The organism is Rhodopseudomonas palustris (assembly GCF_034479375.1).
Taxonomy (GTDB): Bacteria; Pseudomonadota; Alphaproteobacteria; order Rhizobiales; family Xanthobacteraceae; genus Rhodopseudomonas; species Rhodopseudomonas palustris_M.
The window spans coordinates 2615372-2641884 of sequence record NZ_CP140155.1 but is presented as its reverse complement, the minus strand read 5'-3'; the positions used below and the strand labels follow the sequence as shown (position 1 = coordinate 2641884).

22 protein-coding genes are annotated in these 26513 nt (G+C 65.3%); 10 read left to right on the top strand and 12 right to left on the bottom strand.

The features are described from left to right. Window positions 1–141: 141 nt before the first annotated feature. Window positions 142–1935 (top strand): ATP-binding protein, encoded by a 1794-nt coding sequence (locus SR870_RS11920; RefSeq protein WP_322518169.1) that lies wholly within the window; start codon window positions 142–144, stop codon window positions 1933–1935. A gap of 172 nt (window positions 1936–2107) precedes the next feature. Here the strand turns inward: SR870_RS11920 and SR870_RS11915 are convergent, their stop codons facing one another. Next, window positions 2108–2353 carry a FitA-like ribbon-helix-helix domain-containing protein gene (locus tag SR870_RS11915; RefSeq protein WP_322518168.1) on the bottom strand — a complete coding sequence of 82 codons (246 nt, stop codon included), beginning with the start codon at window positions 2351–2353 and terminating at the stop codon, window positions 2108–2110. A gap of 151 nt (window positions 2354–2504) precedes the next feature. Beyond that, a complete protein-coding gene (locus SR870_RS11910) occupies window positions 2505–2645 on the bottom strand; it encodes a hypothetical protein (RefSeq protein WP_322518167.1) in 141 nt (46 codons plus the stop codon). Window positions 2646–3477: 832 nt separating this feature from the next. Here SR870_RS11910 and SR870_RS11905 point away from each other — a divergent pair. Beyond that, window positions 3478–4356 carry an SDR family oxidoreductase gene (locus SR870_RS11905; RefSeq protein WP_322518166.1) on the top strand — a complete coding sequence of 293 codons (879 nt, stop codon included), beginning with the start codon at window positions 3478–3480 and terminating at the stop codon, window positions 4354–4356. 65 nt (window positions 4357–4421) lie between these two features. Here the strand turns inward: SR870_RS11905 and SR870_RS11900 are convergent, their stop codons facing one another. The 4 genes from SR870_RS11900 to galE all read right to left on the bottom strand — a co-directional run bounded on the left by SR870_RS11900 (window position 4422) and on the right by galE (window position 8398). Further along, window positions 4422–4559, bottom strand: a complete 138-nt coding sequence (locus SR870_RS11900) for a hypothetical protein (protein WP_322518165.1) — start codon at window positions 4557–4559, stop codon at window positions 4422–4424. A 130-nt stretch (window positions 4560–4689) separates the two neighbouring features. After that, window positions 4690–5391, bottom strand: a complete 702-nt coding sequence (locus tag SR870_RS11895; protein WP_322518164.1) for a fumarylacetoacetate hydrolase family protein — start codon at window positions 5389–5391, stop codon at window positions 4690–4692. A gap of 72 nt (window positions 5392–5463) precedes the next feature. After that, complete coding sequence (locus tag SR870_RS11890) at window positions 5464–7266, bottom strand: ABC transporter ATP-binding protein (RefSeq protein WP_322518163.1); 1803 nt, start codon at window positions 7264–7266, stop codon at window positions 5464–5466. 118 nt (window positions 7267–7384) lie between these two features. Further along, on the bottom strand, window positions 7385–8398 hold the full coding sequence (gene galE / locus SR870_RS11885; protein ID WP_322518162.1) for a UDP-glucose 4-epimerase GalE: 1014 nt from the start codon (window positions 8396–8398) through the stop codon (window positions 7385–7387). A 188-nt stretch (window positions 8399–8586) separates the two neighbouring features. Here galE and waaC point away from each other — a divergent pair, with 188 nt between their 5' ends. Further along, window positions 8587–9531 (top strand): lipopolysaccharide heptosyltransferase I, encoded by a 945-nt coding sequence (gene waaC, locus SR870_RS11880; RefSeq protein WP_322518161.1) that lies wholly within the window; start codon window positions 8587–8589, stop codon window positions 9529–9531. Here waaC and SR870_RS11875 read toward each other — a convergent pair. The 3 genes from SR870_RS11875 to waaF all read right to left on the bottom strand — a co-directional run bounded on the left by SR870_RS11875 (window position 9528) and on the right by waaF (window position 11807). Then, the gene (locus tag SR870_RS11875) at window positions 9528–10079 is read right to left on the bottom strand and encodes an HAD family hydrolase (RefSeq protein ID WP_322518160.1); all 552 of its coding nucleotides are present in this window, start codon (window positions 10077–10079) and stop codon (window positions 9528–9530) included. The genes waaC and SR870_RS11875 overlap by 4 nt on opposite strands. Continuing rightward, complete coding sequence (locus SR870_RS11870) at window positions 10076–10663, bottom strand: D-sedoheptulose 7-phosphate isomerase (RefSeq protein ID WP_322518159.1); 588 nt, start codon at window positions 10661–10663, stop codon at window positions 10076–10078. The genes SR870_RS11875 and SR870_RS11870 overlap by 4 nt, the downstream gene beginning before the upstream one ends. 67 nt (window positions 10664–10730) lie before the next feature. Continuing rightward, the gene (gene waaF, locus SR870_RS11865; protein WP_322518158.1) at window positions 10731–11807 is read right to left on the bottom strand and encodes a lipopolysaccharide heptosyltransferase II; all 1077 of its coding nucleotides are present in this window, start codon (window positions 11805–11807) and stop codon (window positions 10731–10733) included. Between the two features lie 187 nt (window positions 11808–11994). Here waaF and rfaD point away from each other — a divergent pair, with 187 nt between their 5' ends. Genes rfaD through SR870_RS11850 form a run of 3 tightly spaced genes read left to right on the top strand, consistent with a single transcriptional unit; the run spans window position 11995 to window position 16448 of the window. Continuing rightward, a complete protein-coding gene (gene rfaD, locus SR870_RS11860; protein ID WP_322518157.1) occupies window positions 11995–12975 on the top strand; it encodes an ADP-glyceromanno-heptose 6-epimerase in 981 nt (326 codons plus the stop codon). A gap of 25 nt (window positions 12976–13000) precedes the next feature. Further along, window positions 13001–14473, top strand: a complete 1473-nt coding sequence (rfaE1, locus tag SR870_RS11855; RefSeq protein ID WP_322518156.1) for a D-glycero-beta-D-manno-heptose-7-phosphate kinase — start codon at window positions 13001–13003, stop codon at window positions 14471–14473. Between the two features lie 31 nt (window positions 14474–14504). Continuing rightward, window positions 14505–16448, top strand: coding sequence for a nucleoside-diphosphate sugar epimerase/dehydratase (locus SR870_RS11850; RefSeq protein WP_322518155.1), 1944 nt, complete (start codon window positions 14505–14507; stop codon window positions 16446–16448). Here SR870_RS11850 and SR870_RS11845 read toward each other — a convergent pair whose 3' ends face one another. Both SR870_RS11845 and SR870_RS11840 read right to left on the bottom strand, forming a co-directional pair. Then, window positions 16449–17471 (bottom strand): glycosyltransferase family 4 protein, encoded by a 1023-nt coding sequence (locus SR870_RS11845; protein ID WP_322518154.1) that lies wholly within the window; start codon window positions 17469–17471, stop codon window positions 16449–16451. 57 nt (window positions 17472–17528) lie between these two features. Then, window positions 17529–18488: a lysylphosphatidylglycerol synthase transmembrane domain-containing protein gene (locus tag SR870_RS11840; protein WP_322518153.1), complete on the bottom strand. Its 960-nt coding sequence runs from the start codon at window positions 18486–18488 to the stop codon at window positions 17529–17531. 203 nt (window positions 18489–18691) lie between these two features. Here SR870_RS11840 and SR870_RS11835 point away from each other — a divergent pair, with 203 nt between their 5' ends. The 4 genes from SR870_RS11835 to murJ all read left to right on the top strand — a co-directional run bounded on the left by SR870_RS11835 (window position 18692) and on the right by murJ (window position 23745). After that, entirely contained in the window at window positions 18692–19684 is a 993-nt protein-coding gene (locus SR870_RS11835) for an NAD-dependent epimerase (protein ID WP_322518152.1), read from the top strand. A gap of 134 nt (window positions 19685–19818) precedes the next feature. Further along, window positions 19819–20817, top strand: a complete 999-nt coding sequence (locus SR870_RS11830) for a Gfo/Idh/MocA family oxidoreductase (RefSeq protein WP_322518151.1) — start codon at window positions 19819–19821, stop codon at window positions 20815–20817. 70 nt (window positions 20818–20887) lie between these two features. Further along, window positions 20888–22039 (top strand): DegT/DnrJ/EryC1/StrS family aminotransferase, encoded by a 1152-nt coding sequence (locus SR870_RS11825; RefSeq protein ID WP_322518150.1) that lies wholly within the window; start codon window positions 20888–20890, stop codon window positions 22037–22039. Window positions 22040–22215: 176 nt separating this feature from the next. Beyond that, entirely contained in the window at window positions 22216–23745 is a 1530-nt protein-coding gene (murJ, locus tag SR870_RS11820) for a murein biosynthesis integral membrane protein MurJ (protein ID WP_322518149.1), read from the top strand. A 4-nt stretch (window positions 23746–23749) separates the two neighbouring features. Here murJ and SR870_RS11815 read toward each other — a convergent pair whose 3' ends face one another. Further along, window positions 23750–25558: a carbamoyltransferase gene (locus SR870_RS11815; RefSeq protein ID WP_322518148.1), complete on the bottom strand. Its 1809-nt coding sequence runs from the start codon at window positions 25556–25558 to the stop codon at window positions 23750–23752. Between the last annotated feature and the right edge of the window lie 955 nt (window positions 25559–26513).

Below are 26513 nucleotides of genomic sequence, written 5' to 3'. Positions count from 1 at the left end.
CTTTCTTTGTGAACCGACTGGCAATTTGAATAGTATCGTGGGTATCATTCGAGCTTAGAAGGATGCAGTCGCTCGCGTTCGAATCGAGATCGGATCGCCGTGCGGAAGAACCGGTGGCGGCTTGAAACTGTGAGGTGGGGAATGGCCAACGACGTGACTGCGTTGCAGGTTGCTGACGAGGATTTTCTAGTCGCGAGTCTCATTGAGCGTTGTCCAAAGACGATGATGGTGCGCGAACTAATGATGAATGCGTTGGAAGCAGCTCAACATGCAGCTTATGGCCGACGGTTCGTTGAGATTAGTGCCGTGAGTTGGGGGGGCTGCAACAAGTTGGCAATTTGGAATACCGGCTTGGGAATGGATGACCATGAACTGCAGAAGATCAGCAATATCGCATCGTCTCTAGGAAAGCAGAAAAGCCTCACCGGAAATTTTGGAATGGGCGCAAAAGTGGCGTCGCTTCCATCCAATCAACTGGGGATGCGCTACCGATCGTGCAAGGGCGGTCGCGTTCACGAGGTGATTCTATGTAAGCGCGACGGAGTCTACGGTCGGCTGCGACGCCGTGACAACGAAACCGGGGCTTTTGTGGAAGTTGTGGAGGTTACTGACCTTGTGGAGCAAGAAGGTCGGTCCCTGAATCAGGATTGGACCGAAGTCTTACTGTTGGGAAACAAAGAACTTCAGGACACGGTGAAAGACCCCTACGACGGCGATCCTGATCAAGACGCTCAATGGCTAGCGACGTACCTTTATCATCGGTTCTACCGATTGCCGGACGGCGTGAAGGTGACCCTCCTCAAAGGAACGCACAAACTCGATGGAAATAGGCAATTTGAGCCCATTCCGGATAGGCTGAGGCACTTTGAAAAAAATGAAACTGTTCTATTAGCAAGCGGAATCAAGATTCACTATCTCTACGATGCGCAGTACAACAGCACGGGTCACAATAGATCGATTAGTGGTGCGATAGCGTCCGCCGTGAGTACTTGCGCCGTCGTCTATAAGAATGAAATGTATGATCTTGCCAAGGGACGCCAATGGACATTCGAAGCGCCTGTTTTTGGAATTCCATTTGGTGCGAAGCACATTTCAGTTCACGTCGAGTTGCCTGAGGGGTTTCCTGTTGTCCCTGAGGCTTATCGCCAATTCTTGCAATATCTAACGGGAGAGCAATCTCGGCTCCAGGCAAAGGATTTTGCCGAGGTTGTCAGAGAAAGTCGGCCTCAATGGTTGATTGAGCTCATTCACTCGTTCGCTCCGGATAGCCAGAATAACGAGCAAATCCGAGACGAACTCCAGCGACTATTAAATCAACTTCGAGTTCGTCGGATAAGCCCAAAGGTGTCTTCCGACGGTGCTATCAATGTCGCTCAAGCTGCTGGCGCTGCAAGTGAACCCAACGGCGGTGGTTCTGAGGGGAAGGGAGGGGCTGGATCTAGGCAAAGGCCGACAGATCTTTCTGTGATTCCCGAAGGTGCGAAACGCGCTGACATGTTCAGAAATTTGGAGCGCGCTCCCGAGATTATTCCTCTGAATACTGACGAGGAGATCGAGGAGAAAGGCCTGAAGAGCCGGGCTGCGCGTTATGTGATGGAAGCGGGGCAGCTTTTCGTCAACATGAAGTATCCAGCGATCGATGAAATGCGTGCCCAACTGGAGATCGAATATGCCGATGCCAATGAGGTCGATGTGATGCGTTCACTTGCTCAGCGGCATGCTCAAGACTCAATGATCCTTCGAGTTGGAAGAACCGTTGTGTATGCGTTGGCAAAACAAATCAACAAAGAATGGGACCAGAAAGCGTTGGAGATCGCTTCGTCTCCGGAGAGTTTGAGTATGGCCGCGGACAATTATTTCGATTCCATGCAGAACGTAAGGCGAGCGATTGGGAAGGCTTTGCGTACTTCGCGATCTGAAGTTGACGCTGCGTAAAGGCAGCCCGTAGAGCGGATCAGCCCGTAGCAAGCGTAGGGTGGGCAAAGGCGCCCTCGCGCCGTGCCCACGCGCGGCGCGGGGATCGGCGATGGTGGGCACGCTGCGCTTTGCCCACCCTACAAACTCCGCCGGCGTCAAACTCGTCGTGAAAAAGCCGGCGATCGGTCGCTCAGCGATCCATGCCATCATGAAGGATCGCTTCGCGCCGCGTTTCGGGGAGGTCGACCCCGCCGAGCGCCGCGAACCGCTCATGGATGGCTTGCGCGAGATTGCGCGGGCGAGGCTCGTCGGTCGACAGCGCCGCGCGCAGGATCTCCCGTGCCTCGTCCTCGATCGAGCGCCCGTTGACGGCGGCGCGAACGCGGAGCCGCTGCTTGATGGCGTCGTCGATGTCCCGGATCGTCAGCACCGCCATGCCGGCCTCCATCAGTCCATGACTTAAAATTCGTCATTGACGCGGCAGGGCGCAAGCGGGGGAGGGATCGGCATCGACGGAGTCCGCCACGTCGAAGCAGGCGGAGCGACGAACGCGGGGCGTTCATCGCGACGTGCTGCGTCTCCGCCCGTTACTTCTTCTTCCCGGTCCCACCCTGGGTCGGCTGCCAGCCCCCGCCGGTCTTTTGGCTCGGCGCGGCGGCGATGGTCTTGGGTTTTTCCTTCTTGGGTTTCTTGGTCTCGCGATTACCCTTTTGCTCGCCCTTGGCCATGGTGGTCTCCTGTTCGATTGAATGGCGGAACTGACGTTGTGCCGATCCCGGCGGGACCGGCCGCGCGCGGCGACTCGTGGGGCGCCGGCGTCGATCGCGCCACCGTGCGCCCTTCGCGGCGAAGGCGCCACGCAATTCGCACGCGGCGCGGGCGCAAGACGGCGCGCGCCCTCTTGACAAAATTCCTAGAAGGACTATAGTCCGCCGCATCCCGCCCTATCGAGAGGGGCGTTTCGCGATCGTCACGATCCGCGGGGCGGGGTGCGGTGGACGCGGGCAGCGTCAGGCGCGGACGTGAAGGCAGGGCGGGTCACCTCCGATGCGAGGGTCCGTGAGCCGACACCGAAACGCTGGCGACCACGCTGCTCGCGGACGGCAAAGGCGTGTGGTCCTGATGCCCCGCGTGGCATCAAGCCCCGACGGAGAGCCGGCTTCGACCGAAGCCGGATAGTCTCAGTCGGACGCGACGGCGACCAAAAACCGGGTCGGGCGCCGGGGAGAGCACGACATAAGCCGTTAACACCATCGCGCGCGGAACGCCGGATGTTTCCGGTGTGACCGTGGTTTCTAACTCGTGTGCTTTTTACTTTTGCACACGAGGCCGCGGGTGCATCGGGCACCCGGCGTTCCGCGCGCCCTCTCGTCGGAGGGCGGAACGAACCTGGCAAAGCCCGGGCGCATTCGCGCCGCGGGATCGCGAAAGCATGGCTGTTCGACGACGCGGCTGCGATCGGCGGGAGGTTTGACATTTGACGATGAGGATTGAATCGTCGGCCATGATGATTTGCTGCGACGCGCGCGTTTCGATCGACCGGCCGCTGGAGACGACGCGATGAATTCGCCGCACCCTGTGCCGCACCCCGCGCCGCGCCCGCTGGTGATCGGCGCCACCGGCATGGTCGGCGGCGCGATTCTGCGCCGGCTCGTGGCCGATGGCGCGCGGCCGGTCGGCGTCTCGCGTGCGCCGCAGGCCGCGCAGGACGGCGTCGACTGGCTCGCCGCCGATCTGACGCGGCTCGGCGAGGCGGCGCTGCCCGCGCTCGGCGCCGTGTTCGCGACCGCGCCGGCCGGGCTCGTCGCCGACGCCGTGCCGCAGCTCGCCGCCGCCGGCATGAACCGGCTCGTCGCCTTCACCTCGACCAGTATCGCGACCAAATGGGATTCGCCCGACCCCGAGGAGCGCGCCGCGATCCGGCGCTGGGGCGCCGACGAGGCCCGGCTGATCGCGGCCTGCGATGCGCACGATGTCGCCTGGACGGTGCTGCGGCCGACCCTGATCTATCTCGAGGGCCGCGACGGCAATGTCAGCCGGATCGCCGCGCTGGTCCGCCGTTTTCGGTTTTTCCCGCTGATGGGCGGCGGCGAGGGGCTGCGCCAGCCGGTCCACGCCGACGATCTCGCCGCCGCCGCCGTCGCGGCATCGGCGACGCCGTCGAGCGCCGGCCGGACCTACGACCTGCCGGGCGGCGAGACGCTGAGCTATCGCGAGATGGTCGGGCGGATTTTCGACGGCCTCGACATGCCGCGGATGATCGTGCCGGTGCCGGATTGGGCGTGGCGGCTGGCGTTGCCGGTCGCGGTGCGCGTGCTGCCCGGCCTGTCGGCGACGATGGCGGTGCGGATGGCGAAGGACATGACCTTCGACGGCGCGCGCGCGAGCGCCGAGATCGGCTTTCGGCCGCGCGCGTTCTATCCGGAGTTTCGACGATGAGTCGGCGATCGCGAATGGAAGGAAATCGGCGCAGCGTCCCGCGCACCCTCGCGGGCGGATGCCGGCTAGCGAACCAGGCCGACGACGCCGACCGTGGCCGGCTCGCTGTTGCGCCAGGACAGCCCCGCGGAGGCCTGCGCCGCAGCCAGAAACAACACCAGCGCGACCGAGACGACGATGAAACGTCGGATGTCCGAGACCATGAGTTGGCTCCTGACCAGCCCCCAATTGATGGTCTGCGATTATACTTAACGATTTGCTAACACCAGCCTGACGATGGTCGATTCAGACCATTGTCGAGCAATTCCAGAGTCGCGGCGCGCGCCGGCGACGTCAGGCCGGCTCGCCGATCGTGATGCTCAGCGTGCCGACGCCGTCGACGCCGCAGGTGATCTTGTCGCCGGGCAGCAGCGCCGCGACGCCGGCCGGGGTGCCGGTCATGATGATGTCGCCGGCGGAAAGTTCGACCTGCAGCGACAGCTTGGCGATGATCTCGGCGACGTTCCAGATCATCTCGGACAGATCGCCGGTCTGCCGCTCGGCGCCGTTGACCGACAGCCAGATCCGGCCCTTCGCCGGATGCCCGATTTCGGAGGCGGGGCGCAGCGCGCCGCAGGGCGCGGAATAATCGAACGATTTGCCGATCTCCCAGGGCTGCTCCTTCTTGCGCGAGATCGTCTGCAGATCCCGCCGCGTCAGATCGATGCCGACGCCGTAGCCGAACACGTGATCGAGCGCCCGGTCGGTCGAAATGTTCAGGCCGCCGCTCTTCAGCGCGACCACGAGTTCGACCTCGTGCTGCATGTCTTTCGTCAGCGTCGGGTAGGGGACAATGGCGCCGTCCGGCGCGACCATGTCGGCATGCTTGGCGAAGAAGAAGGGCGGGTTGCGCTCGTCATTGCCGAGCTCGCGGATGTGCTCGAGATAGTTGCGCCCCACGCACCAGATCCGGCGCACCGGGAACATCCTGCCGTCGCCCTGCACGGCGAGCGCGGCTTGCGGAAGCGGTGCGATCACGTAATCAGCAGGGCTCATGACGGACTCTCGAAAGCTGGAGATGGCAGATCAGGCGGGGCGCCGAGCGCGCGAGGGCTCGATCGGACAAGTCTAGACCGCGGTGTCGGCTGGGGCCAGCGGCGCGGCGTGGCGTTGCTGCAGACGGAAAAACGAGGCGTAGCGGCCGCTGCGGCGCAGCAGATCGTCGTGGCGGCCCTGTTCGACGATGGTGCCGCCCTCGACCACCAGGATGGCGTCGGCGTGCATGATGGTGTGCAGGCGGTGCGCGATCACAATCGTGGTGCGGTTCAGGCACAGCCGCTCGATCGCTTCCTGCACCAGCTTCTCGGATTCGGAGTCGAGCGCCGCGGTCGCCTCGTCCAGCAACACGATCGGCGCGTCGCGCAGCAGCGCGCGCGCCACCGCGATGCGCTGGCGCTGGCCGCCGGAGAGCTGCGCGCCGTGTTCGCCGACCGGGGTGTCGTAGCCGAGCGGAAAGCCCATGATGAAGTCGTGCGCATGCGCGGCCTTGGCGGCGGCGACGATCTCGTCCTCGCTGGCGCCAATCTTGCCGAAGGCGATGTTGGCGCGGACGGTGTCGCGGAACAGATAGACGTCCTGCCCGACATAGGCGGTCTGCTGTCGCAGCGAACGCCGCGAGACGCCCGCGATCGACTGGCCGTCGATCCGGACCTCGCCGGAGCCGGGTTCGTACAGCCGCAACAGCATCGCCAGCACGGTCGACTTGCCGCCGCCGGAGGGGCCGACCAGTGCCGTCATCTTGCCGGGCTCGGCCGTGAAGCTCATGGCGTTGAGCACCGGCTCGTCGGGCCGATAGGCGAAGCCGACATTGTCGAATTCGACGCGCGCTTCGGTCAGCACCAGCGGCGGCTTGTCGCCGTCGTCGGGCTCGCTCTGCGGGCTGTCGACGATCTCCAGCAGCATCCGTGCGCCGACCAGGCCGCTGTTGAGCTCGATGTTGAGCCGCGCCAGCCGCTTCGCCGGCTCGTAGGCGAGCAGGAAGGCGGTGAGGAAGGAGAAGAACTGCCCCGGCGTCGCCCCGGTCGCGACCACGCGGTAGCCGCCATACATCAGCGAGGCGGCGACCGCGAAGCCGCCGAGGGTTTCCATCAGCGGGCTCGAGCGGTTGGAGACGCGGGCCATCTTGTCGGCATTCTTGCGGACGGCCTCGATGCTGGCGTCGATCCGGTCGCGCATCGTCTGTTCGAGCGAGAACGCCTTCACGGTGCGGATGCCCTGCAGCGATTCCTGCATCGTCTCGAGGATCTCGGCATTGCCGGTGAACTGCGTGTAAGCGAGCCCCTTCACCCGGCGCACCAGCTTGCGCAGCACGAACACCGCCGGCGGCGCGATCAACAGGCCGAACAGCGCCATGAACGGGTCCTGCGACACCATCACGATCACCAGCGCGATCAGCGACAACAGATCGCGGCCGACGGCGTTGATCAGCAGGTTGAGCACTTCGGTGACCGAATTCGCGCCCGAGGTGAGGCGCGCGAGGAATTCCGAGGAGTGTCGCTGCGAGTAGAAGGCGAGGTTCTCGTGCATCAGCTTGCCGAACAGCCGGCGCTGATTATTGGCGAGGATCGCGTTCTTGATCTGGGTCAGGATCACCGACTGTCCGTAGGTCGCGACACCCTTCACGGTGAAGATCGCGAGGCTCACGACCGACAGGATCATGATGCCCTGAAGGTTGCGATCGACATAGGCCTGGTTGATCACCTGCCCGAGCAGATAGGCCGACAGCGCGGTCGCGGCGGCGGCGATCGCCATCAGGCCGAAGGCCAGCAGATAGCGCCGCCAATACACCGACGCCTGTTCCATCACCAGGCGGCGGACGAGTTGCGCCGCGCCATAGGGATCGTCGGTTATCTTGCGTGGGGTATCGGTCATCCGCGTTCCATCAACGGCGTCGAACAGGTCGCGCGCGTTGGATCGGCGTGCGTATCGACGCCTCCTTGCCCCCGATGGGCGGGGTTTTCAAGCCAAAAGCGGGAGAGCCGGGCCCGACTTAAGCCGGAATCGCTTGCCGATCAAAGTCTTGGCGCTGGGAGAGCAGCTTGCGCTCCCACGCCAGCGCATGCGCCGCGATGGTTTCAAGGTCGTCGTAGCGCGGGGTCCAGTCCAGCGTCGCGCGAATCCGGCGCGTGTCGGCGACCATCGCCACGATGTCGCCGGGCCGGCGGGCGGCGGTGGACACCGCGAAATTGCGCCCCGCGACGCGACGCACCGCCTCGATGGTTTCCAGCACCGAATAGCCGCGGCCGTAGCCGCAGTTCAGCGTCACCGGCGCGCCGCCCCGGCGCAGATAGTCGAGCGCCGCGCCATGCGCCTGCGCGAGGTCGCTGACATGGATGAAATCGCGGATGCAGCTGCCGTCGGGCGTCGGATAATCGGTGCCGTAGACCTCGATTTGAGGACGCTGGCCAGTGGCTGCTTCCACCGCGATCTTCAACAGATGCGTCGCGCCGATCGTGGCGAGGCCGATCCGCGCCTGCGGATCGGCGCCGGCGACGTTGAAGTAGCGCAGCGCCACGTAGTTCATGCCGTTGGCCGCTGCTACATCGTGCAGCATGATCTCGGTCATCAGCTTGGAGCAGCCATAGGGCGACAGCGGCCGCGTCGGCGCTTCTTCCGGAACCGGCGTCCGGTCGGGATTGCCATAGACCGCGGCGGTCGACGAGAAGATGAAGTTCTTCACGCCGCACGTCACTGCCGCGCTCAGCAGATTGCGCGAAGTCATGGTGTTGTTGCGATAGTAAGCGAGCGGATCGCGCATCGAATCCGACACGATCACCGAGCCGGCGAAATGGACGATGGCGTCGACGCCGTGATTTCGGATCACCCCCTCGACCAGATTCTCGTCGCCGGCATCGCCGATGAACAGCGGCACGCCTTCCGGGACAAAACTGGAGAAGCCGGTGCTCAGATTGTCGATCACCACCACGCTTTCGCCGGCCTCGACCAGCGCCAGCACGGTGTGGCTTCCGATATATCCGGCGCCGCCGGTCACGAGCACGGTCATGGAGGGCTCCTCCGAGTGAATTGCGGGTCGTCGCCCGCGCGGTTGGCCTCAGTCTTTCGTCAAACGATGGACTTGCCGTATAGCCAAGCAGCTAAACCACGCGGTTTTCCAGCGTTCCACAGGGGGAATCGACAATATGGTTGCCGAACTGTAACGAGTGCCGGTTGTTGTGGCGGCCATCGGCGGCGATGTCGGACATTCTCATCATTAAGACTTCCTCGCTGGGCGACGTGGTGCATCAGATGCCCGCGATGACCGACGCCGCGCGCGCGGTTCCCGGTTTGCGGCTGTCCTGGGTGGTCGAGGAAGCGTTCGCGCCGCTGGCGCGGTTGCACCCGCAAGTCGCGGATGTGATTGCGGTGGCGACACGAAGGTGGCGATCGAAGCTGGCGTCGCGTGCAACCTGGCGTGAGATCGGCGCTTTCGGCACACGGCTGCGCGAGCCGGAATTCGACAAGGTGATCGACACCCAGGGCCTGATCCGCTCGGCTGTGATCGCACGCCTTGCGCATGGGGAGCGCCACGGCTACGACGCCGCCAGCATCCGCGAGCCGTTGGCCGCGCGTTTCTACAATGTTCACCACACAGTGCGCCGCGATCTGCATGCGGTCACGCGCAATCGCCTGCTCACCGGCCTCGCACTCGGCTATCAGCCGCCGGCGGAGATCGACTACGGCCTGATCCGCCCGCCTCGCGCGGACGAGAATGCCTACGCCGTGCTGCTGCACGGCACCTCGCGCGCGTCCAAGGAATGGCGCGCGGATGACTGGATCGAGAGCGGTCGCTGGCTGCAAGGGCGCGGATTGCAGGTCGTGTTGCCATGGGGCACCGAGGCCGAGCGGCAACTCGCAGAGACGCTGTCGGCCGCGATCGCCGGCAGCCGCGTGCTGCCGCGGCAGCGGCTCGATCTCACCGCGCAGGTGATCGCCAATGCTGCGCTGGTGATCGGCGTCGACACCGGCCTGATGCATCTCGCCGCTGCTTATCGTGTGCCGCTCGTCGGCATCTACGTCTCGACCGATCCGGGACTGACCGGTCCGGTCGGCAGCGGCCCGATGAGCGTGCTGGGCGGCAAGAGCGGCGCGCCGTCGGCACGGCAGGCGATCGAGGCCGCCGAAAAGCTGCTCGATTAGGTCCGCGCTTCGCCTCTGCGCGCCATCTTGTCGAGAACGTCCGAGACGAACGCGTCGATATCGTCGCCCGTGTACAGAAAGCCCGGAAGGCCCGCGGCCGTTGCGGCTTCGACGTCGCTGTCGCTGTCGCCGATCACGAAACTGCCCGGCAGCGACACCGGCCAGGCGCGCGCGAGATCGATGATCATTCCGGGCCTCGGCTTGCGGTCGTCGCTCGCCCGGCGATAGGCCTCGACGATGCCGTCCGGATGATGCGGGCAGTAGCGGATGTCGTCGATCCGCGCGTCCTGCTTGCGCAGTTCGTCCAGCATCCAGCGATGCAGCGCCTGCACGTCGTCCTCGCTGAATAGGCCGCGAGCCACGCCGGACTGGTTCGTGATGACGAAGACGTAGTAGCCGGCCTCGTTCAACCGGCGGATCGCGGCCGCGATCCCCGGCATCCAGCGAAACCGTTCGCGGCTGCCGATGTAGTGATCATTGTAGTTGATGACGCCGTCGCGATCCAGAAATGCAGCCGGCCGTCGCAGCGCTGCCGGGCCGGTCGTCATGCCTTGGTCGCGCCCAGCGCGCATTCGATCTCGTCGCAGATCGCATGCGCGGCCATCAGATGGATCTGCTGCACCAAAGCGGTCTCTGCGCCCGGCGCTATCAGGAGATGATCGCACAGCGCAGCCATCGATGCGCCGGCGGGGCCGGTCATGCCGATGGTGACGAGGCCGCGCGCGCGGGCGATCTCCAACGCTGCGAGAATGTTCGGCGAGCGGCCCGAGGTGGTGATGCCGATGAACACGTCGCCGCGCTGGCCGAGCCCTTCGACCTGTCGGGCAAACACGCGCTCGAAGCCGTAATCGTTGGCGATCGCGGTCAGCGCCGACGTGTCGGTGGTCAGCGCGATCGCCGGCCAGGCCGGGCGGTCCTGCTTGTAGCGGCCGATGATCTCGGCGGCGATGTGCTGGGCGTCGGCGGCGCTGCCGCCATTGCCGGCGATCAGGATCTTGCGGCCGTCGCGCAATGCCTTGATCGACGCCGCCGCAATGGCGCGCGACGCCGACAGCAGCGTCTGGTCGTTCGCGGCAGCGGTCATCGCCGCGAGCGAGTTGTGGAGATGGGCGGCGATCCGGTCCTGGCTCAATTCACACCTGAAAGCTGAGGGGTCGGCACTGGTTAAGCGCAGGGCAGGGGCAGGTGCAAGTCGCGGCTTATTGCGCCGGGGCGAGGCCGGCGGCGCCGAGCGCCCGCAGTGCGGCGGTCATCACGTCCTCGACCGGGATGTCGCGCATGCATTTGTGGTGCACCATCCGGCAGGTCGGCTTGTGGCAGGGCCGGCAGGGCACCTCGGTCCTGGTCTCGATCACCGCCTCGATCGGGTTGAGCGGCGCATAGTGCCAGGCGCTGGTCGGGCCGAAAATGCCGATGGTGCGGCTGCCGATCGCGGCTGCGACGTGGAGCAGCCCGGAATCGTTGGAGATCACCAGATCGGCTGCCGCCAGCGCCATGATGCCGTTACGCAGGTCGGTGCCGGTGAGGTCCCGCGCGCGCGGACCGGCCGCGGCGACGATTTCGGCGGCCTTCTCGCTCTCGCCCGGGCCGCCGATGACCCAGACGTCGAGGCCGCGGTCGGTCAGCGCCTTTGCCGCCTCGGCATAATAGGTCCAGCGCTTCGACGGGCCGACCGCGCCCGGCGCCAGCGCCACGGCGGTGCGGCCCTCCAGCCCGTTGAGGTGCCGCCAGGCGGCGATCTCGGCCGGGGGCACAACGAGTTGCGGCTCCGGCCAATCCATCGGCAGGTCGATGCCGGCCGGCAGCGCCAGCGCGGCACAGCGGTCGATCATCCGCGGCAGTGCTTTCTCGCCGCGCCGCCAGTCGTTGAGCAGGCCGAATCGAACCTCGCCGATGAAGCCGGTGCGGTTTGGGATACCGGCGAGAAACGGGGCAATCGTGGATTTGAACGTCCGCGGCATCACCAGCGAGGCGCCGTAATTCTGTTCGCGGAGCTTGGCCGCGAGCGCCCGCTGCTGGCCGAGCGCAAGCCGCTTGCGCGGCAGGTCCCAGACGATGCCCTGACGCACGCCGGGCATGTAATCCACCAAAGGCGCGCACAGCGTGGTGGTCAGGACGTCGACCGGCCGGTCCGGCCAGCGGTCCTTCAGGACCCGCACCACGGTATGGCAGCGCACGAAATCGCCGATCCACATGTAGGGGATCAACAAGACAGGGCTGGTTTCCGCGCGATCGTCCGCCGCGGCCAGGCTGGTTTTGAGTGAATCGTAATTCATTACGCTGTCTGGCGGAGGCTGATACCCCCGAGTTGAACGCGGTGATGCCGGTTAGCGCTTGCGCCGCCCGGCGTCCAGCCGGGATTTCGGCCGCAACCTGGTTTCCGGTCGTGGAAATTCGGAGTTCAAGTTGCCTGCCCGGACGGAGTGGGGCAAAGGTGGCCGCGCAAATCGAGGCGGGGAAGTCATGCTGCTGGTCACCGGAGGCGCCGGTTTCATCGGGTCGAACATCGTGGCGGCGCTCAACGACGCCGGCCGCAGCGATGTGGCCGTGTGCGATTTTTTGGGCCATGACGGCAAATGGAAGAACCTCGCCAAGCGCCAGCTCGCCGACGTCGTGCCGCCCGCCGAACTCTCGGACTGGCTGAAAGGCCGCCGGCTGGATGCGGTGTTTCACATGGGCGCGATCTCGGAAACGACCGCGACCGATGGCGATCTGGTGATCGACACCAACTTCCGGTTGTCGATGCGGCTGCTCGACTGGTGCACCGAGAACCGGGTGCCGTTCATCTACGCGTCCTCCGCCGCGACCTATGGCGATGGTGCGCAGGGCTTCAGTGATGATCCGTCGCTCGCCGCCCTGAAGCAATTGCGCCCAATGAATCTGTATGGCTGGAGCAAGCACCTGTTCGATCTGGCGTTGCTGGAGCGTGCTGGACGCGGGGAGCGTTTGCCCCCGCAGTGGGCGGGGCTGAAATTCTTCAACGTTTTCGGCCCCAACGAATACCACAAGGGAACGATGGCGAGCGTGCTGGCGCGGCGCTTCGACGACATCAAGGCCGGGCGCGTGGTGCAGCTCTTCAAGTCGCACCGCGACGGCATCGCCGACGGCGACCAGCGCCGCGATTTCATCTATGTCGACGACGTCGTGCGGGTGATGATGTGGCTGTTCGCCACCCCATCGGTGAGCGGTTTATTCAATGTCGGCACCAGCCATGCCCGTAGTTTCCGCGATCTGATCCTCGCCGCCTATTCGGCGCTCGGAACGCCGCCGCAAATCGACTACATCGACATGCCGGAACAGATTCGCGGCAGCTATCAGTATTTCACCGAGAGCGAGGGCGACCGGTTGCGCGCCGCAGGCTATAATGGCGGCTTCACGCCGCTCGAAGATGCGGTCGCCTCCTACGTCAAGAGCTACCTCGACGGCAGCGATCGCTTCCGCTGATCGCGCTTCAACCGCGTGGAATTCGATGTTCAATCTCGACACCCTGCTGCAATCGATCGCCCGGACGACGGTGCTTTGCATCGGCGATGTGATGCTCGACGAATTCGTCTATGGCGAGGTGTCTCGAATCTCGCCGGAAGCGCCTGCGCCGGTGATTGCGGTTCAGCGCAGCGAGATCAATGTCGGCGGCGCCGGCAACGTCGCGCGCAACATCGCCGCGATCGGCGCGCGCTGCATCTTCGTCGGCCTGATCGGCGACGACGAGGCGGGCCGGACGCTGAGTGCGGCGTTCGCGCGGGAATCGCGGATCGAGCCGCTGCTGGTGTGTGATGCGGCTCGCCCGACCACCCGCAAGGTGCGGTTCGTCTCCGAGCATTTCTCCACACATATGCTGCGCGCCGATTGGGAGACGGCGTCGGCCGCGTCTGGCGGGATCGAGCAGCGCCTGCTCGACGCCATCCTGCCGCAGCTCGAACGCGCCGACATCGTTCTGTTGTCCGATTACGCCAAGGGCGTGCTGACGGCGCGGGTGATCGCGACGGTGATCGAGGCCGCGCGAAAACTCGGCAAGCGGGTGATCGTCGATCCGAAGAGCGCCAATTTCGCGATCTATCGCGGCGCGACGCTGCTGACGCCCAACCGCAAGGAATTCGTCGCCGCGACTCGGAGCGCGGCCGACACGGTCGACGACATCGCGGCGGCGGCGCAGGATGCGATCGCGACCGCCGATTGCGAGGCGATGCTGGTGACCCAGAGCGAGCACGGCATGACGCTGGTACCGCGCGGCGGCGAACCTATTCACGTGCCGGCGTTGCCGGTGAAAGTGCGCGACGTTTCCGGCGCCGGTGACACGGTCGCCGCGGTGCTGGCGGTGGTTCTCGCGGCCGGTGCGGATTGGGCGACCGCGATGCGCGCGGCGAGTGCTGCGGCTGCCGTCGCCGTCGGCAAGAACGGCACCGCGGTGGTGACGCCGGCGGAGCTGCGGCGCAAGATCCTGCCGCACGCCTCGCTCGCGGCGGAAGACAAGATCATCGGCAGTGACGCCGATCTCGATCTTCGCCTCGCCGAGTGGCGGCGCGAAGGGCTGCGGGTCGGGTTCACCAACGGCTGCTTCGACATCCTGCATCCCGGCCACGTCAAGGTGCTGACGGCGGCGCGCGGCGCCTGCGACCGGCTGATCGTCGGTCTCAACAGCGACGCCTCGGTGCGCCGGCTGAAAGGCGAGAGCCGTCCGGTGCAGAACGAGCGCGCCCGCGCCGAAGTGCTTGCTGCGCTCGAGGCGGTCGATCTGGTGGCGATCTTCGGGGAGGACACGCCGCTGAGGTTGATCACGCGGATCGAGCCGAGCGTGCTGGTCAAAGGCGGCGACTACACCCGCGAGCAGGTGGTCGGCCACGAGATCGTCGCGGCCAGAGGCGGGGAGGTGCTGCTGGTCGACGTGCTGCCGGGGTTCAGCACGACTTCGCTGGTCGAGAAAGCGCGCGAGGGAACGGCATGAGGCGGCGCGCATCGTGGAAGCGAGACGAGGCATGCTGACCAAGATCTCGTCGTTCACCTACCGCAATTGGCTGATCGCCATCCACGACGCCGGCGTGACCGCGATCGCCGTGGTCCTCAGCTTCTTTCTGCGGTTCGACGGCGAAAATCTGCTGGACCGGCTGCCGCTGCTTCTGCAGATCTTGCCTTACTTCGTCGTTTTCAGCTTCTTCGTCTGCTACGCGTTCCAGCTCACCACCACCAAGTGGCGGTTCGTTTCGATCCCGGATCTGCTGAACATCCTGCGCGCCGCCAGCGTTCTGACGGTCGCGCTGCTGCTGCTCGACTACATCTTTCTTGCGCCGAACGTCTACGGCACCTTCTTCCTCGGCAAGACCACCATCGTCATCTACTGGTTCCTCGAGGTCTCCTTCCTTTCCGGCTCTCGGCTCGCCTATCGCTATTTCCGTTACACGCGGACCCGCAACAAGGCGTTGACCATGGACGCTGCGCCGACGCTGCTGATCGGCCGCGCGGCCGATGCGGAAGTGTTCCTGCGCGGGATCGAGAGTGGGGCGGTGAAGCGGCTTTGGCCGGTCGGAATTCTGTCGCCGGCGATGTCGGATCGGGGACAGACGATCCGCGGCATTCCGGTGCTCGGCGGGATCGACGATCTCGCGAACGTGGTGGGCGACTTCGCCAATCGCACGAGGCCGATCGAACGCGTGGTGATGACGCCGTCCGCGTTCGAAGCCGACGCCCAGCCCGAGGCGGTGCTGATGCGGGCGCGCAAGCTCGGGCTCGCGGTCAGCCGATTGCCCTCGCTGGAAGAGAGCCGCGATACGCCGAGGCTCGCGCCGGTCGCCGTCGAGGATCTACTGCTGCGGCCGAGCGTCAAAATCGACTATCGTCGCCTCGAGGAATTGCTCAAGGGCAAGTCTATTGTCGTCACCGGCGGCGGCGGCTCGATTGGTCTGGAAATGTGCGATCGCGTCACCACGTTCGGCGCCGCCCGATTGCTGGTGATCGAGAATTCCGAGCCGGCACTGCACGCCGCGATCGAAACGCTCTCCGCCAAAGTGACCCAGACCGTGGTCGAGGGTCGGATCGCCGATATTCGCGATCGCGAGCGGATCTTTCAACTCGTCACCGACTTCAAGCCCAACCTGGTGTTCCACGCCGCCGCCTTGAAACACGTGCCGATCCTCGAGCGCGACTGGGGCGAGGGCGTCAAGACCAACATCTTCGGCTCGGTCAATGTCGCCGACGCCGCACGCGCCGCCGGCGCCGAAGCAATGGTGATGATCTCGACCGACAAGGCGATCGGGCCAGTGTCGATGCTCGGCCTCACCAAGCGATTTGCTGAGATCTATTGCCAGGCTATGGACCGCGAACTCGCAGACCGCGTCGGCGACAAGCCGCCGATGCGGCTGATTTCGGTGCGCTTCGGAAACGTGCTGGCGTCGAACGGTTCGGTGGTGCCGAAGTTCAAGGCGCAGATCGAGGCCGGCGGCCCGGTGACGGTGACGCACCCGGACATGGTGCGCTACTTCATGACGATCCGCGAAGCCTGCGATCTCGTCATCACCGCCGCGACGCACGCGCTGAATGCGCAGCATTCGGATGCGTCGGTGTTCGTGCTGAGCATGGGGCAGCCGGTCAAGATCGTCGATCTCGCCGAGCGCATGATCCGACTGTCCGGCCTGCAACCGGGCTACGACATCGACATCGTGTTCACCGGAATTCGGCCGGGGGAGCGGCTCAACGAGATTCTGTTCGCCAAAGAGGAGCCGTTCACCGAAATCGGCATCCCCGGCATCGTCGCGGCGCGGCCCAACGAACTGCCGCTCGAGACGCTGCGGACGTGGCTGACCGGGCTTCAGGCGGCGATCGCCGGCCAACGGCACGCCGAAGTGGTGGCGATCCTCAAGGATGCCGTTCCGGAATATCACGCCGGCGACAGCGTGGCGGCGGCCAAAATCGAATCGCAGAAGTAGTTATCGTGCACCCGAGCGTCGCCGCGCGAAGTGCGCGAGCAGAACGGCGATGGCCGCCGCGCCGCAGACCAGCGCGACGGCGTCCGCGACGATCGAATCCAGCATCACCGACATCACGGCCAGAACCGCGAGCAACAGGTTGAGTGCGAAGACACGGCCGACCACTTCGATCACGGCGAAGCCGTTGTCCGTGGCGCGCTGATAGAAATGGCTGCGATGGGCGAGCCAGAACGGCTCGCGCTTCGACATCCGTCGCAGCAGCGTCAGCGTGCTGTCGGCGAGGTAGTACAGCGGCAGCAGCAGGGCGGCCGCGACGTGTCCCTGCAAAGCCAGTTGCAGCAGGCACCAGCCGATCAGCAGCCCGATCGGAAGGCTGCCGACATCGCCGAGGAAGACCCGCGCCGGCGGCCGGTTGAACGGCGCGAAGCCGAGCATCGCGCCGCTGAGCGCGGCGGCGATCAGCGTCGGCGTGACGGGAAGAGCGCCGAACAGCAGGCCGAACATCACCAGCGCCAATGTGATCGGAACGGCCTCGACGACCGTCATCCAGTCGAGCCCGTCCATGAAGTTGACGAGGTTCACGAACCACAGCCCGGCGATCAGCAACGCAGCGCGCTCGATCCCCACAGGGACCTGCGGAAGGATTTGAAGATCCGCGGGCAGGGTGAAGATCACCGCGCCGACCGCCAGTGCCTGCAGCGCCAGCCGCGGCAGCACCGGAATCGGGCGGATGTCGTCGACCGCGCCGACGGCCGCAATCAGGATCGTCGCGCCGAACAGCAACGACGGCATCGAAGCGGCCGGCGAGACGATCGCGATGGCGCAACCGGCGATGGCGAGCGTGGCGGCGATGACGGCGATCCCGGCGCCCTGCGGCGTCGGCACGCGATGCGACGAACGTGCATTCGGACGCGCCATCGCGTAGCGGGCGAGCAGCGGCATGATCACGAAGGTCGAAGCCGCGCAGCCGATCGCGGCCAGCGCGATCGCGGCCAGTGAGACGAATGGGAGGGAAACAATCATGCGCCGGCGCCTGCCGCGCGCCCGTGCGATGGCCGCCTTGCGCCCGCGCTCATCGCTTTACTCCGGAACGTCGATCGGAGCATCGCCTTTGGCGGCCTTCTCCGCGCTGACCACCCAGATCAATCCGCCGACCGCGCCGACGACGAAATACACCGCCCCGAACAGCAGCGATACGTTGACGCCCTCGCTGGACCCGAGCCCCGCATAGGAGAATGCGAGGCCCATGCTGGCCTCGCGTAATCCCCAGCCGGCGATCGAGATCGGGATCATGGTGATCAGCATCACCGGCGGGATCAATTGCAGCAACTGGCCGAAATCCGCGGGCGCCGCGATCGCGCGCGCGACGCACCACGCGATCACCACGGCGAGCACGTGGATCAGCAGCGAGATCGCGGCGATCATCGGCCCATTGCCGCGGCGGAACAGGATGCGGCTCGCGATCTGCGAGCAGGTGTAGAAATGCCGTGTGGCCCAGATCCGGGTCAGCAGTTCGAACGGCAGCAGGTGCAGCAGCAGGAACACCAGTCCCGCTCCAAGCGCGGCAACATCGAGCAGCACCAGTCCGAGCCGGCCTTCGGGATTGGCGATCAGGTTCAGCGACCACGGCAGGGTGAACAGGATCAGCATCGCCAGCGCGATCAGGCCGATGGCGCGGTCGACGAACACCGAATAGGTCGCGGCGCGCCAGCCGGCGCCGGCCCGGGCCACCAGCCACAGCCGCATCGCGTCGCCGCCGATGGCCGAGGGCAGGGTCTGGTTGAAGAACGACCCGATCATGTTGAAGCGCATCGCCCGCGTCGTGCTCAGCGGCGCGCCGCAATCGGCGCCGACTGCGCGCCAGCGCAGCGCCCCGACGAAAATCTGCAGCACGGCGATCGCCAGCGCGAGTGCGAGCCAGCCGGCGCTTTCGAGATCGAGCCGCGCGGTGAGGTCGGTGAAATTGGTCTCGCGCAGCGCGAAGTACAACAGCGCCGCCGAAACCAGGATCTTGGCCGCAGAAAGCAGAAACCGACGCATGGGGCTCGCGGGGGTCGAGGGTTGCAGAAGGCCCGCAGCACGGCGAATACGCCCGCAGCGCCGCGAAAGTCGCCGCCTTGGTATGGTTTTGGGGCTGATCTTGCAAGTGCAGCGCACGCGGCGCTTGCCGCCCCGGCACAGCGGTGGCTAAACAGGCGCGCTTTGGGCGCGCTCGTGGGTCGCGGTCCGGGTTCGAGGGCGTGATGTCGGAAACAACCATCCTGGTCACCGGAGCGGCGGGCTTCATCGGCTATCATGTCGCGCGTGAATTGCTGGATGCGGGACGCGAAGTCGTCGGCCTCGACAACCTCAACGCCTATTACGATCCCGCGCTGAAACAGGCGCGGCTCGACCTGTTGCGCGAACACCCGCGCTTCACCTTCATCCGGGGCGACCTCGCCGATCGATCGGCGACGGCGTCCTTGTTCGCCGAACGGCGGTTTCCGGTGGTCATCCACCTGGCGGCGCAGGCCGGTGTCCGGCATTCGCTGAGCCACCCGCACGATTACGCCGATTCCAATCTCGAAGGTTTTCTCAATGTGCTCGAAGGCTGCCGCCACAACGGCTGCCGGCACCTGATCTTCGCGTCGTCATCTTCGGTCTACGGCGCCAACACCAAGCTGCCGTTCTCTGTCGACGACCGCACCGACCATCCGATCAGCCTGTACGCCGCGTCGAAGAAGGCCAACGAACTGATGGCGCATTGCTATAGCCATCTCTATCGGTTGCCGACCACGGGGCTGCGGTTCTTCACCATCTACGGCCCCTGGTATCGGCCGGACATGGCGCTGTTCCTGTTCGCCAAAGCGATCACCGAGGGCCGGCCGATCAAGCTGTTCAATCACGGCCGGATGCGCCGCGACTTCACCTATGTGGCCGACGTCACGCGTGTGGTGCTGCGGTTGATCGATCTGGTTCCGGTCGGCGTGGAGGATCGGTCCGCCGGCGCGCCGGCACGAATCTACAATGTCGGCAACCACCGCCCGGAGGAACTGATGCATGTCGTGGGCCTTCTGGAGCAGGAACTCGGCCGCATCGCGCTGAAGGAGATGCTCCCGATGCAGCCGGGCGACGTGCCGGCGACCTTCGCCGACGTCGACGATTTGATGCGCGACGTCGGTTTCAAGCCGGAAACCGCGATCGAGGACGGGATCAGGGCCTTCGTGGCCTGGTACCGGGCCCACTACAATGTCTAATGTGTCCCGCGAGCCTCACGGGACTGTTGTAATTCTCTGAATCAAAACGTGTTTGGGCAATTTCCGGGGCTCATCGCCACATCTGTGACGGCATGCTAGGAAGCCGCATCGTTCACTTCCGAGGCATCCACGTCATGACGTCCCCCTCTGATTCGGCTACGAAATCCCCGCTCCGGGTCGGCGTCATCGGCGCCGGCGTCATGGGAACCAATCATGGGCGGGTGCTGGCCGGGCTGCCGGGGGTGACCTTGGTCGGGATCGTCGATCCGCTGGAGGAGCATCGCAACCGGGCGGTCGAGTTGATCGGCTGCCGCACCTTCTCGACAGTGGACGAACTGCTGCTGGCAGGCGTCGACGCGGTGACGATCGCGGCGCCGACGCATCTGCATCACGAGATCGCCCTGACCTGTCTCGGCCGCGGCATTCATTCGCTGGTGGAGAAACCGATCGCCTCGACCGTCGAGGAGGGGCGCGAGATCGTCGCAGCCGCCCGCAAGGCCGGCGTGACGCTGATGGTCGGCCATGTCGAGCGCTTCAATCCGGCGGTCGCCGCCATCAAGCAGGCGATTCGCAACGAGGACATCCTGTCGATCGGCATCACCCGGGTCGGGCCGTTCCCGCCGCGGATGTCCAATGTGGGGGTGGTGATCGACCTCGCGGTGCACGACATCGACCTGATCCGCTGGTTCACCGATTCCGAGATCACCGAGGTCCAGCCGCAGCTCTCCAGTGCGATCGCCGAGCGCGAAGACATCGCGCTGCTGCAATTTCGGACCGCCTCGGGCGTGCTCGCGCACATCAACACCAATTGGCTGACGCCGTTCAAGGCGCGTACCGTCACCGTCGCGACCCGCGGCAAATACGTGATGGGCGATCTGCTGACCCGCCAGGTCACTGAATGCTTCGGCTTCAAGGCCGACGGCAGCTATTCGATGCGGCATCTGCCGGTCGGCCACGACGAGCCGCTGCGCGCCGAACTGATCGCCTTCCTGAACGCCGTCCGCACCAACGGCGTGCCGGCCGTGACCGGCGAGGAGGGCGTCGCCAGCCTCGAGATCGCCATCCAGTGCCTGGAACAGCCGCCGAAGGCCGCCGCCGGCGGTCGCAAGGCGCCGCTCCGCGCCGCCGGTTAGCGACCGGTCGACCTTCGGGCTCCCTGCGCGATCACTTCACTACGATGCTCACCGACCTCATCAAGGCGCCATGAATCAACACCTCCGAACCGACCCCGTGCCCTTCGTCGACATCGGCGCCCAGCGCCGCCGGATCGGCCAATCCATCGACGATGCCGTCGGTCGCGTGCTGACGCACTGCCAGTTCATCGGCGGCCCGGAAGTCGCAGAATTCGAGGCCAAGCTCGCGGCCTATACCGGCGCCAAGCACGTCATCGGCTGCGCCAACGGCACCGATGCGCTGCTGATGGTGCTGATGGCCAAGGGCGTCGGCCCCGGCGACGCGGTGTTCTGCCCGTCCTTCACCTTCTGCGCGACGGTCTCGCCGGCGGCGCGGACCGGCGCGACGCCGATCCTGGTCGATGTCGATGAAGCCACCTTCACCATCGACGTCGCCTCGTTGAAGCGTGCCGTCGCCACTGCGAAAAAGCTCGGCCTCAAGCCGAAGGCGATCATCCCCGTCGACCTGTTCGGTCAGCCCGCCGACCACGACGGGGTCGCCGCCATCGCCGAGGCCGAGGGCATGTTCGTGCTCGACGACGCGGCGCAGAGCCTGGGCGCCACGTACAAAGGCAAGCGCCTCGGCACCTTCGGCGCCGCGACGACGACCAGCTTCTTTCCCGCAAAGCCGCTCGGTTGCTATGGCGATGGCGGCGCGATCTTCACGGACGACGACCAACTCGCCGCCGCTCTGCGCAGCATCCGCGTCCACGGCCAAGGCACCGATAAATACGACAATATCCGCCTCGGCCTGACCGGCCGGCTCGATACCATCCAGGCCGCGGTGCTGCTCGAGAAGCTGAAGATCTTCGACGACGAGATCGTCGCCCGCAACAAGGTGGCGCAGCGCTATGCGCAAAGCCTCGGCAACATCGTCACCGTGCCGCGCGTCGCCGAGGGCAATACGTCGATCTGGGCCTGCTACACCATCCGCCTGCCCAAGGGCACGGATCGTGACGCCTTCGCGGCATCGCTGAAGGCGCAAGGCGTGCCGACCGCGGTCTACTACGGCAAATCGGTGCACATGCAGTCCGCTTACGGCATGTTCCCGGTGGCCGAGGGTGGTCTGCCGGTGTGCGAGGCGCTGTCCGCCGAGGTCATCAGCCTGCCGGTTCACGCCTATCTGGACGAGGCTACCCAGGATCGCGTCATCGAGGCGGTGCGCGGCGCGGTGGGACGCTAAAGCACAGTCATTCCGGGGCGCTCGCGAAAGCGAGCGAACCCGGAATCTGAAACCTGCACAACCGCGGGATTCCGGGTTCTCGCCTTCGGCGCGCGCCGGAATGACTGCGGGGAAGCTGGGCTCTCGGCGCTCATTCCCGGTTTTGCGGTCCCGCCACTTCCTGTAGAAGCGAGGCCATGCTCAGGCGAATTTTCACCGTCGGCGGCTTCACCCTCCTGTCGCGCGTGACCGGCTTCGCCCGCGACATCCTGCTCGCGGCGATCCTGGGCGCGGGGCCGATCGCCGACGCGTTCTTCGTGGCGCTGCGGCTGCCCAATCATTTCCGGGCGATCTTTGCCGAGGGTGCGTTCAACGCCGCCTTCGTGCCGGCCTATGCGCATGTCCACGGCGAGAAGGGCGAAGCGTCGGCGAAGCTGTTCGCCGACCGCATCTTCACGCTGCTGTTCGCCTCGCAGCTCTTGCTGCTGGCGGTAGCGCTCGCCTTCATGCCTCAGATGATGAGCATCCTGGCGCCGGGCTTCACCGACGATCCGGCGCAGCGGTCGCTGGCGATCGAGCTGACGCGGATCACCTTTCCCTATCTGTTGCTGATCACGCTGGTGACGCTGTATGGCGGCATCCTCAATGTGATGCAGCGCTTTGCAAGCGCCGCCGCGGCGTCGATCTTCCTCAACATCTCGATGATGGCGACGCTGGCGCTGGCGGCGTTCTTCCCCACCGCCGGCCACGCCGCAGCCTGGGGCGTGCTGATCTCCGGCTTCCTGCAGTACTTCCTGCTTGCCGGCGACCTGTCGCTGCATGGCGGACTGCCGCGGTTCGCCAAACCGAAGCTGGACGTCGATGTACGCGCCTTCTTCCGCGCGCTTGGACCGGCGACGGTGGGCTCGATGGGCACGCAGCTCGCGCTGTTCGCCGACACCATCATCGCCACCTTCCTGCCGGTCGGCGCGCTGTCGGCGCTGTACTACGCCGACCGTCTCAACCAATTGCCGATCGGCGTGATCGGCATCGCGATCGGCACGGTGCTGCTGCCCGAGATGTCGCGGCAGCTCACCGCCGGCGATGATGCCGGCGCCAAGGCCTCGCAGCGCCGCGCCTTCGAATTCACGCTGCTGTTCTCGGTGCCCTTCGTCGCGGCGTTTCTCACGGTGCCGGACGCCATCATGCGGGCGATGTTCGCGCGCGGCGCCTTCACCCGGGCCGACGCGATCGCGGCCGGGGCGACGCTGGCGGCCTATGCGATCGCGCTGATTCCCTTCGTGCTGATCCGCAGCGCGGTGGCGCCATTCTACGCCCGCAAAGACACCGCGACCCCGGTCAAGGCGGCGCTCACCGGCGTCGCCGCCAATGTGGTGCTGAAAGTCCTGCTGATGGGGCCGCTGGCGCAGGTCGGGCTCGCGCTCGCCACCGCCGCCGGCGCCTGGATCAACCTGCTGCTGGTGATCTTCTTTTCGGTGCGCGCCGGCTATCTCGAATTTGATCGCGCGCTCACGACGGCGATCGTCAAGTTCCTGGCGACCGGCGTGCTGCTCGGCGCGGCGTTGTGGGCGACCGCATGGTACGCCGCGCCGTATCTCGCACAATTGCCGTCGCTGCGCGACGAGGCAGCATTGCTGCTGCTGATCGGAGTCGGTGCCGTGGGCTACGGCGCCTTGATCCTGGCGCTGTTCGGGCCGCGCTGGATCAAGACGTTGCTGCGGGGCTGAGCTCTCAGCCCACGCGGGTCGTGGAGCGGACCAGACTGCTGACGTCGGAATACACTTCCAGCACCGGGTTGATGAACCTGTGCGCCTTGTTCTTCGAGACGATGGTGTCGTGCATCACCAGATGGTCGATTCCGGTGGTGAGGAAGCAGGCCATCGCGTCGCGCGGCGTCTCGACGATCGGTTCGCCCTTGATGTTGAACGAGGTGTTGACCAGGACCGGCACGCCGGTGAGCGCCTCGAACTCCTTCAGGATGTAATAGAGGTCCGGGGCGGTCTCTTCGTCCACCGTCTGCACCCGCGCGCTGCCGTCGACATGGACGACGGCGGGAATCTTGTCGCGCCATGCTGCGGCCACCGGCTTCGCCATCAGCATGAACGGCGAGTCGCCCGTGCCCTCGAAGATTTCGTCGGCGCGTTCCTTCAGCACGATCGGCGCGAAGGGGCGGAACGGCTGGCGATGCTTCACGCGGCTGTTGAGGATGTCCTTCATCTCGGCCCTGCGCGGGTCGGCGAGCAGGCTGCGATGGCCGAGCGCGCGCGGGCCGAATTCGGAGGAGCCCTGAAACCAACCGATCACCTTCTGATCGGCGAGCAGTTTTGCGGTCTCCTTGTAGACCTGGTTGCTGCGCAGGACGTTGATCTGCGGTTTGACGAAGAATCGCTTGGTCGCTTCCTCGATTTCGCCGTCGCTGTAGGTGCGGCCGATGAAAGCGTGCTTCATCTCGAAGGCGCGCGGCTTCTGCTGGACCGCGAGGTGACCGTAATAGGCACAGCCGATCGCGATGCCGTCGTCGCCGGCGGCGGGCTGGATCCAGACGTTTTCGAAGCCGGCCTCGCGCGCGATCCGGCCGTTGGCGACGCAGTTCAGCGCCACGCCGCCGGCGATGCAGAGGTTCTTTGCGCCGGTGGTCTCGCGCAGCCAGCGCGCCCGCTCCAGCAGCACGCGCTCGGTGTCGTCCTGCACCCGCCAGGCGAGGTCTTCCCAATGCTTCATCGACGGGTGGCTCTCCCATTTGCCGGGGGAGTCCATGATGAAGGGCTGGTTCAGCTCAGGCGTCCAATGCGGCACCGTCAGCTTGTTGTTCTCGATCTGCAGCATCGGCGGAATTGCGGCGGGCCGGCCGTAGGGCGCCAACCCCATCAACTCGCCGCATTTGTTCCAGTCGCCGAACACGTAGGTCGAAGCGCGGCTGTAATATGCGCCGAGGCCGGGCATGTTGTAGAATTCGTCGCTGAGGAAGCCGCGCTCGGGCTCCATCCAGACCTTCTTCAGGCACTCCAGCTTGCTGCCGCTGAACTTGTAGTAGCTCTCGGATTCGCGGGCGAGCGGCGAGGCGCTGTCGCCGGGAAATTCCTCGTCGACGTCGGAGCGATAGCTGCCGACGCCGTCCACGATCATGACCACGCCCTCTTCGAACGGGCACACCGCGAACGCGCTGTAGGCGTGCGCGAGATGATGCGAGATCGTCATCACCTTGTTCGAATTGCTGCGGAACAGCGCATGCTGGCCGGCGTCGCCGCGCTCGTATTCCGGCAGGAACGCCGGCATGTCCTGATACATCAGCCGGTCTTCCATTTCCTGGACCGGGAGAATGTAGCAGTTGCGGACCACCAGATCGACGTCGGCCATGGTGATGCCTTCGGCCGTCAGAACATAGTCGATCACCTCCTTGTAGAAGCCGCTGGCGTGCTTCTCCCGGGTGATGCGCTCTTTCAGGATTCCGAAGGCGATCTCGCCATCGCGCAGCAGCACGGCGCTGACATCGTGATCGTAGGTGTTGAGGCCGAGGATGTAGGTGTGCTGATTTGCCATTGACCGTTTTTCTGGAGGCCGGGCCCGGCGCGGACATCGCGACGTGCGTCTTGTGTGGAAGTCGATCCGCAAAGGCTTGCGGTTCAGGGTCTGCGTTCGAGTGTCGTTAATATAGTATCCGGCTGGTCCTTGAACACGTCTTTGGCGGTGTGCTTGACGAGCATATCGGCGCCCAAGCCCGGACATCGAATTGCCGCAGTGCATCAATGAACTTGTTGCGCTTGAAACTGTTTCGCATGCGTGGTCGGGCCCTTGTCGTTGGAGCCGAATTCCCGCACGCGGCTTGACCCAAACCGTCGCTTGCTCCTAAGCTTGCATTCCTGAGGCCGCCAAGATCGGTTTATCCGAGCGCATTTGAACCCGTACGCTGGAGCCACGCACAAAAGCGGGTGAAGTCGGGTTCAAAATGCTCAAACGACCGGGAGAAAAACGTAGATGGCTCAAAATGTTCCGAAAGCCCGAACAGGCATGCTGGCGCGAGTGATCGCGGCAGTGGCGCTGACCGGAATCTATTGCTTCAGTCTGGTTGGTACCTCGGCGGTGTTCCTCACTGCCAGTACCACAAAGGCTGACGCGCAACGCGGGCGGGGGCGTGGCGGTGCTCGCGGTCGTGGCCGTGGCGGCTTCGCTCGTGGCCGTGGTCGCGGGCGCGGCTTCTATCGGGGCCGTGGACGCGGCTACTATGGCCGCGGTTGCGTGTTCAATCCGGTCTTCGGCCGGGTGGTCTGCTACTAGCGATTCGGAATTGAACAGAAGACGAGGGTGCATCGGGAAGCCGGTGCACCCCTTTCTTTGCGCTGCTGTCGGTCGGGGCTCTTGCACAGAGCTGATCTTGCTACCTCCCACTGCCTGCGTAGGCGAAATGCGCTTTCCGGATGTTTGGTGCGGCCGTCGGACGATGCGTTTGCACCGATCGACAATCCGCTGCAAGATGCTCAACCGCATAGAAGGAGGG

Bases quoted from the DNA above. Each gene is read 5' to 3' on its own strand.
- SR870_RS11920 (WP_322518169.1), top strand. From the start codon at position 142: ATGGCCAACGACGTGACTGCGTTGCAGGTTGCTGACGAGGATTTTCTA.
- SR870_RS11915 (WP_322518168.1), bottom strand. From the start codon at position 2,353: ATGGCGGTGCTGACGATCCGGGACATCGACGACGCCATCAAGCAGCGG.
- SR870_RS11910 (WP_322518167.1), bottom strand. From the start codon at position 2,645: ATGGCCAAGGGCGAGCAAAAGGGTAATCGCGAGACCAAGAAACCCAAG.
- SR870_RS11905 (WP_322518166.1), top strand. From the start codon at position 3,478: ATGAATTCGCCGCACCCTGTGCCGCACCCCGCGCCGCGCCCGCTGGTG.
- SR870_RS11900 (WP_322518165.1), bottom strand. From the start codon at position 4,559: ATGGTCTCGGACATCCGACGTTTCATCGTCGTCTCGGTCGCGCTGGTG.
- SR870_RS11895 (WP_322518164.1), bottom strand. From the start codon at position 5,391: ATGAGCCCTGCTGATTACGTGATCGCACCGCTTCCGCAAGCCGCGCTC.
- SR870_RS11890 (WP_322518163.1), bottom strand. From the start codon at position 7,266: ATGACCGATACCCCACGCAAGATAACCGACGATCCCTATGGCGCGGCG.
- galE (WP_322518162.1), bottom strand. From the start codon at position 8,398: ATGACCGTGCTCGTGACCGGCGGCGCCGGATATATCGGAAGCCACACC.
- waaC (WP_322518161.1), top strand. From the start codon at position 8,587: ATGTCGGACATTCTCATCATTAAGACTTCCTCGCTGGGCGACGTGGTG.
- SR870_RS11875 (WP_322518160.1), bottom strand. From the start codon at position 10,079: ATGACGACCGGCCCGGCAGCGCTGCGACGGCCGGCTGCATTTCTGGAT.
- waaF (WP_322518158.1), bottom strand. From the start codon at position 11,807: ATGAATTACGATTCACTCAAAACCAGCCTGGCCGCGGCGGACGATCGC.
- rfaD (WP_322518157.1), top strand. From the start codon at position 11,995: ATGCTGCTGGTCACCGGAGGCGCCGGTTTCATCGGGTCGAACATCGTG.
- rfaE1 (WP_322518156.1), top strand. From the start codon at position 13,001: ATGTTCAATCTCGACACCCTGCTGCAATCGATCGCCCGGACGACGGTG.
- SR870_RS11850 (WP_322518155.1), top strand. From the start codon at position 14,505: ATGCTGACCAAGATCTCGTCGTTCACCTACCGCAATTGGCTGATCGCC.
- SR870_RS11845 (WP_322518154.1), bottom strand. From the start codon at position 17,471: ATGATTGTTTCCCTCCCATTCGTCTCACTGGCCGCGATCGCGCTGGCC.
- SR870_RS11840 (WP_322518153.1), bottom strand. From the start codon at position 18,488: ATGCGTCGGTTTCTGCTTTCTGCGGCCAAGATCCTGGTTTCGGCGGCG.
- SR870_RS11835 (WP_322518152.1), top strand. From the start codon at position 18,692: ATGTCGGAAACAACCATCCTGGTCACCGGAGCGGCGGGCTTCATCGGC.
- SR870_RS11830 (WP_322518151.1), top strand. From the start codon at position 19,819: ATGACGTCCCCCTCTGATTCGGCTACGAAATCCCCGCTCCGGGTCGGC.
- SR870_RS11825 (WP_322518150.1), top strand. From the start codon at position 20,888: ATGAATCAACACCTCCGAACCGACCCCGTGCCCTTCGTCGACATCGGC.
- murJ (WP_322518149.1), top strand. From the start codon at position 22,216: ATGCTCAGGCGAATTTTCACCGTCGGCGGCTTCACCCTCCTGTCGCGC.
- SR870_RS11815 (WP_322518148.1), bottom strand. From the start codon at position 25,558: ATGGCAAATCAGCACACCTACATCCTCGGCCTCAACACCTACGATCAC.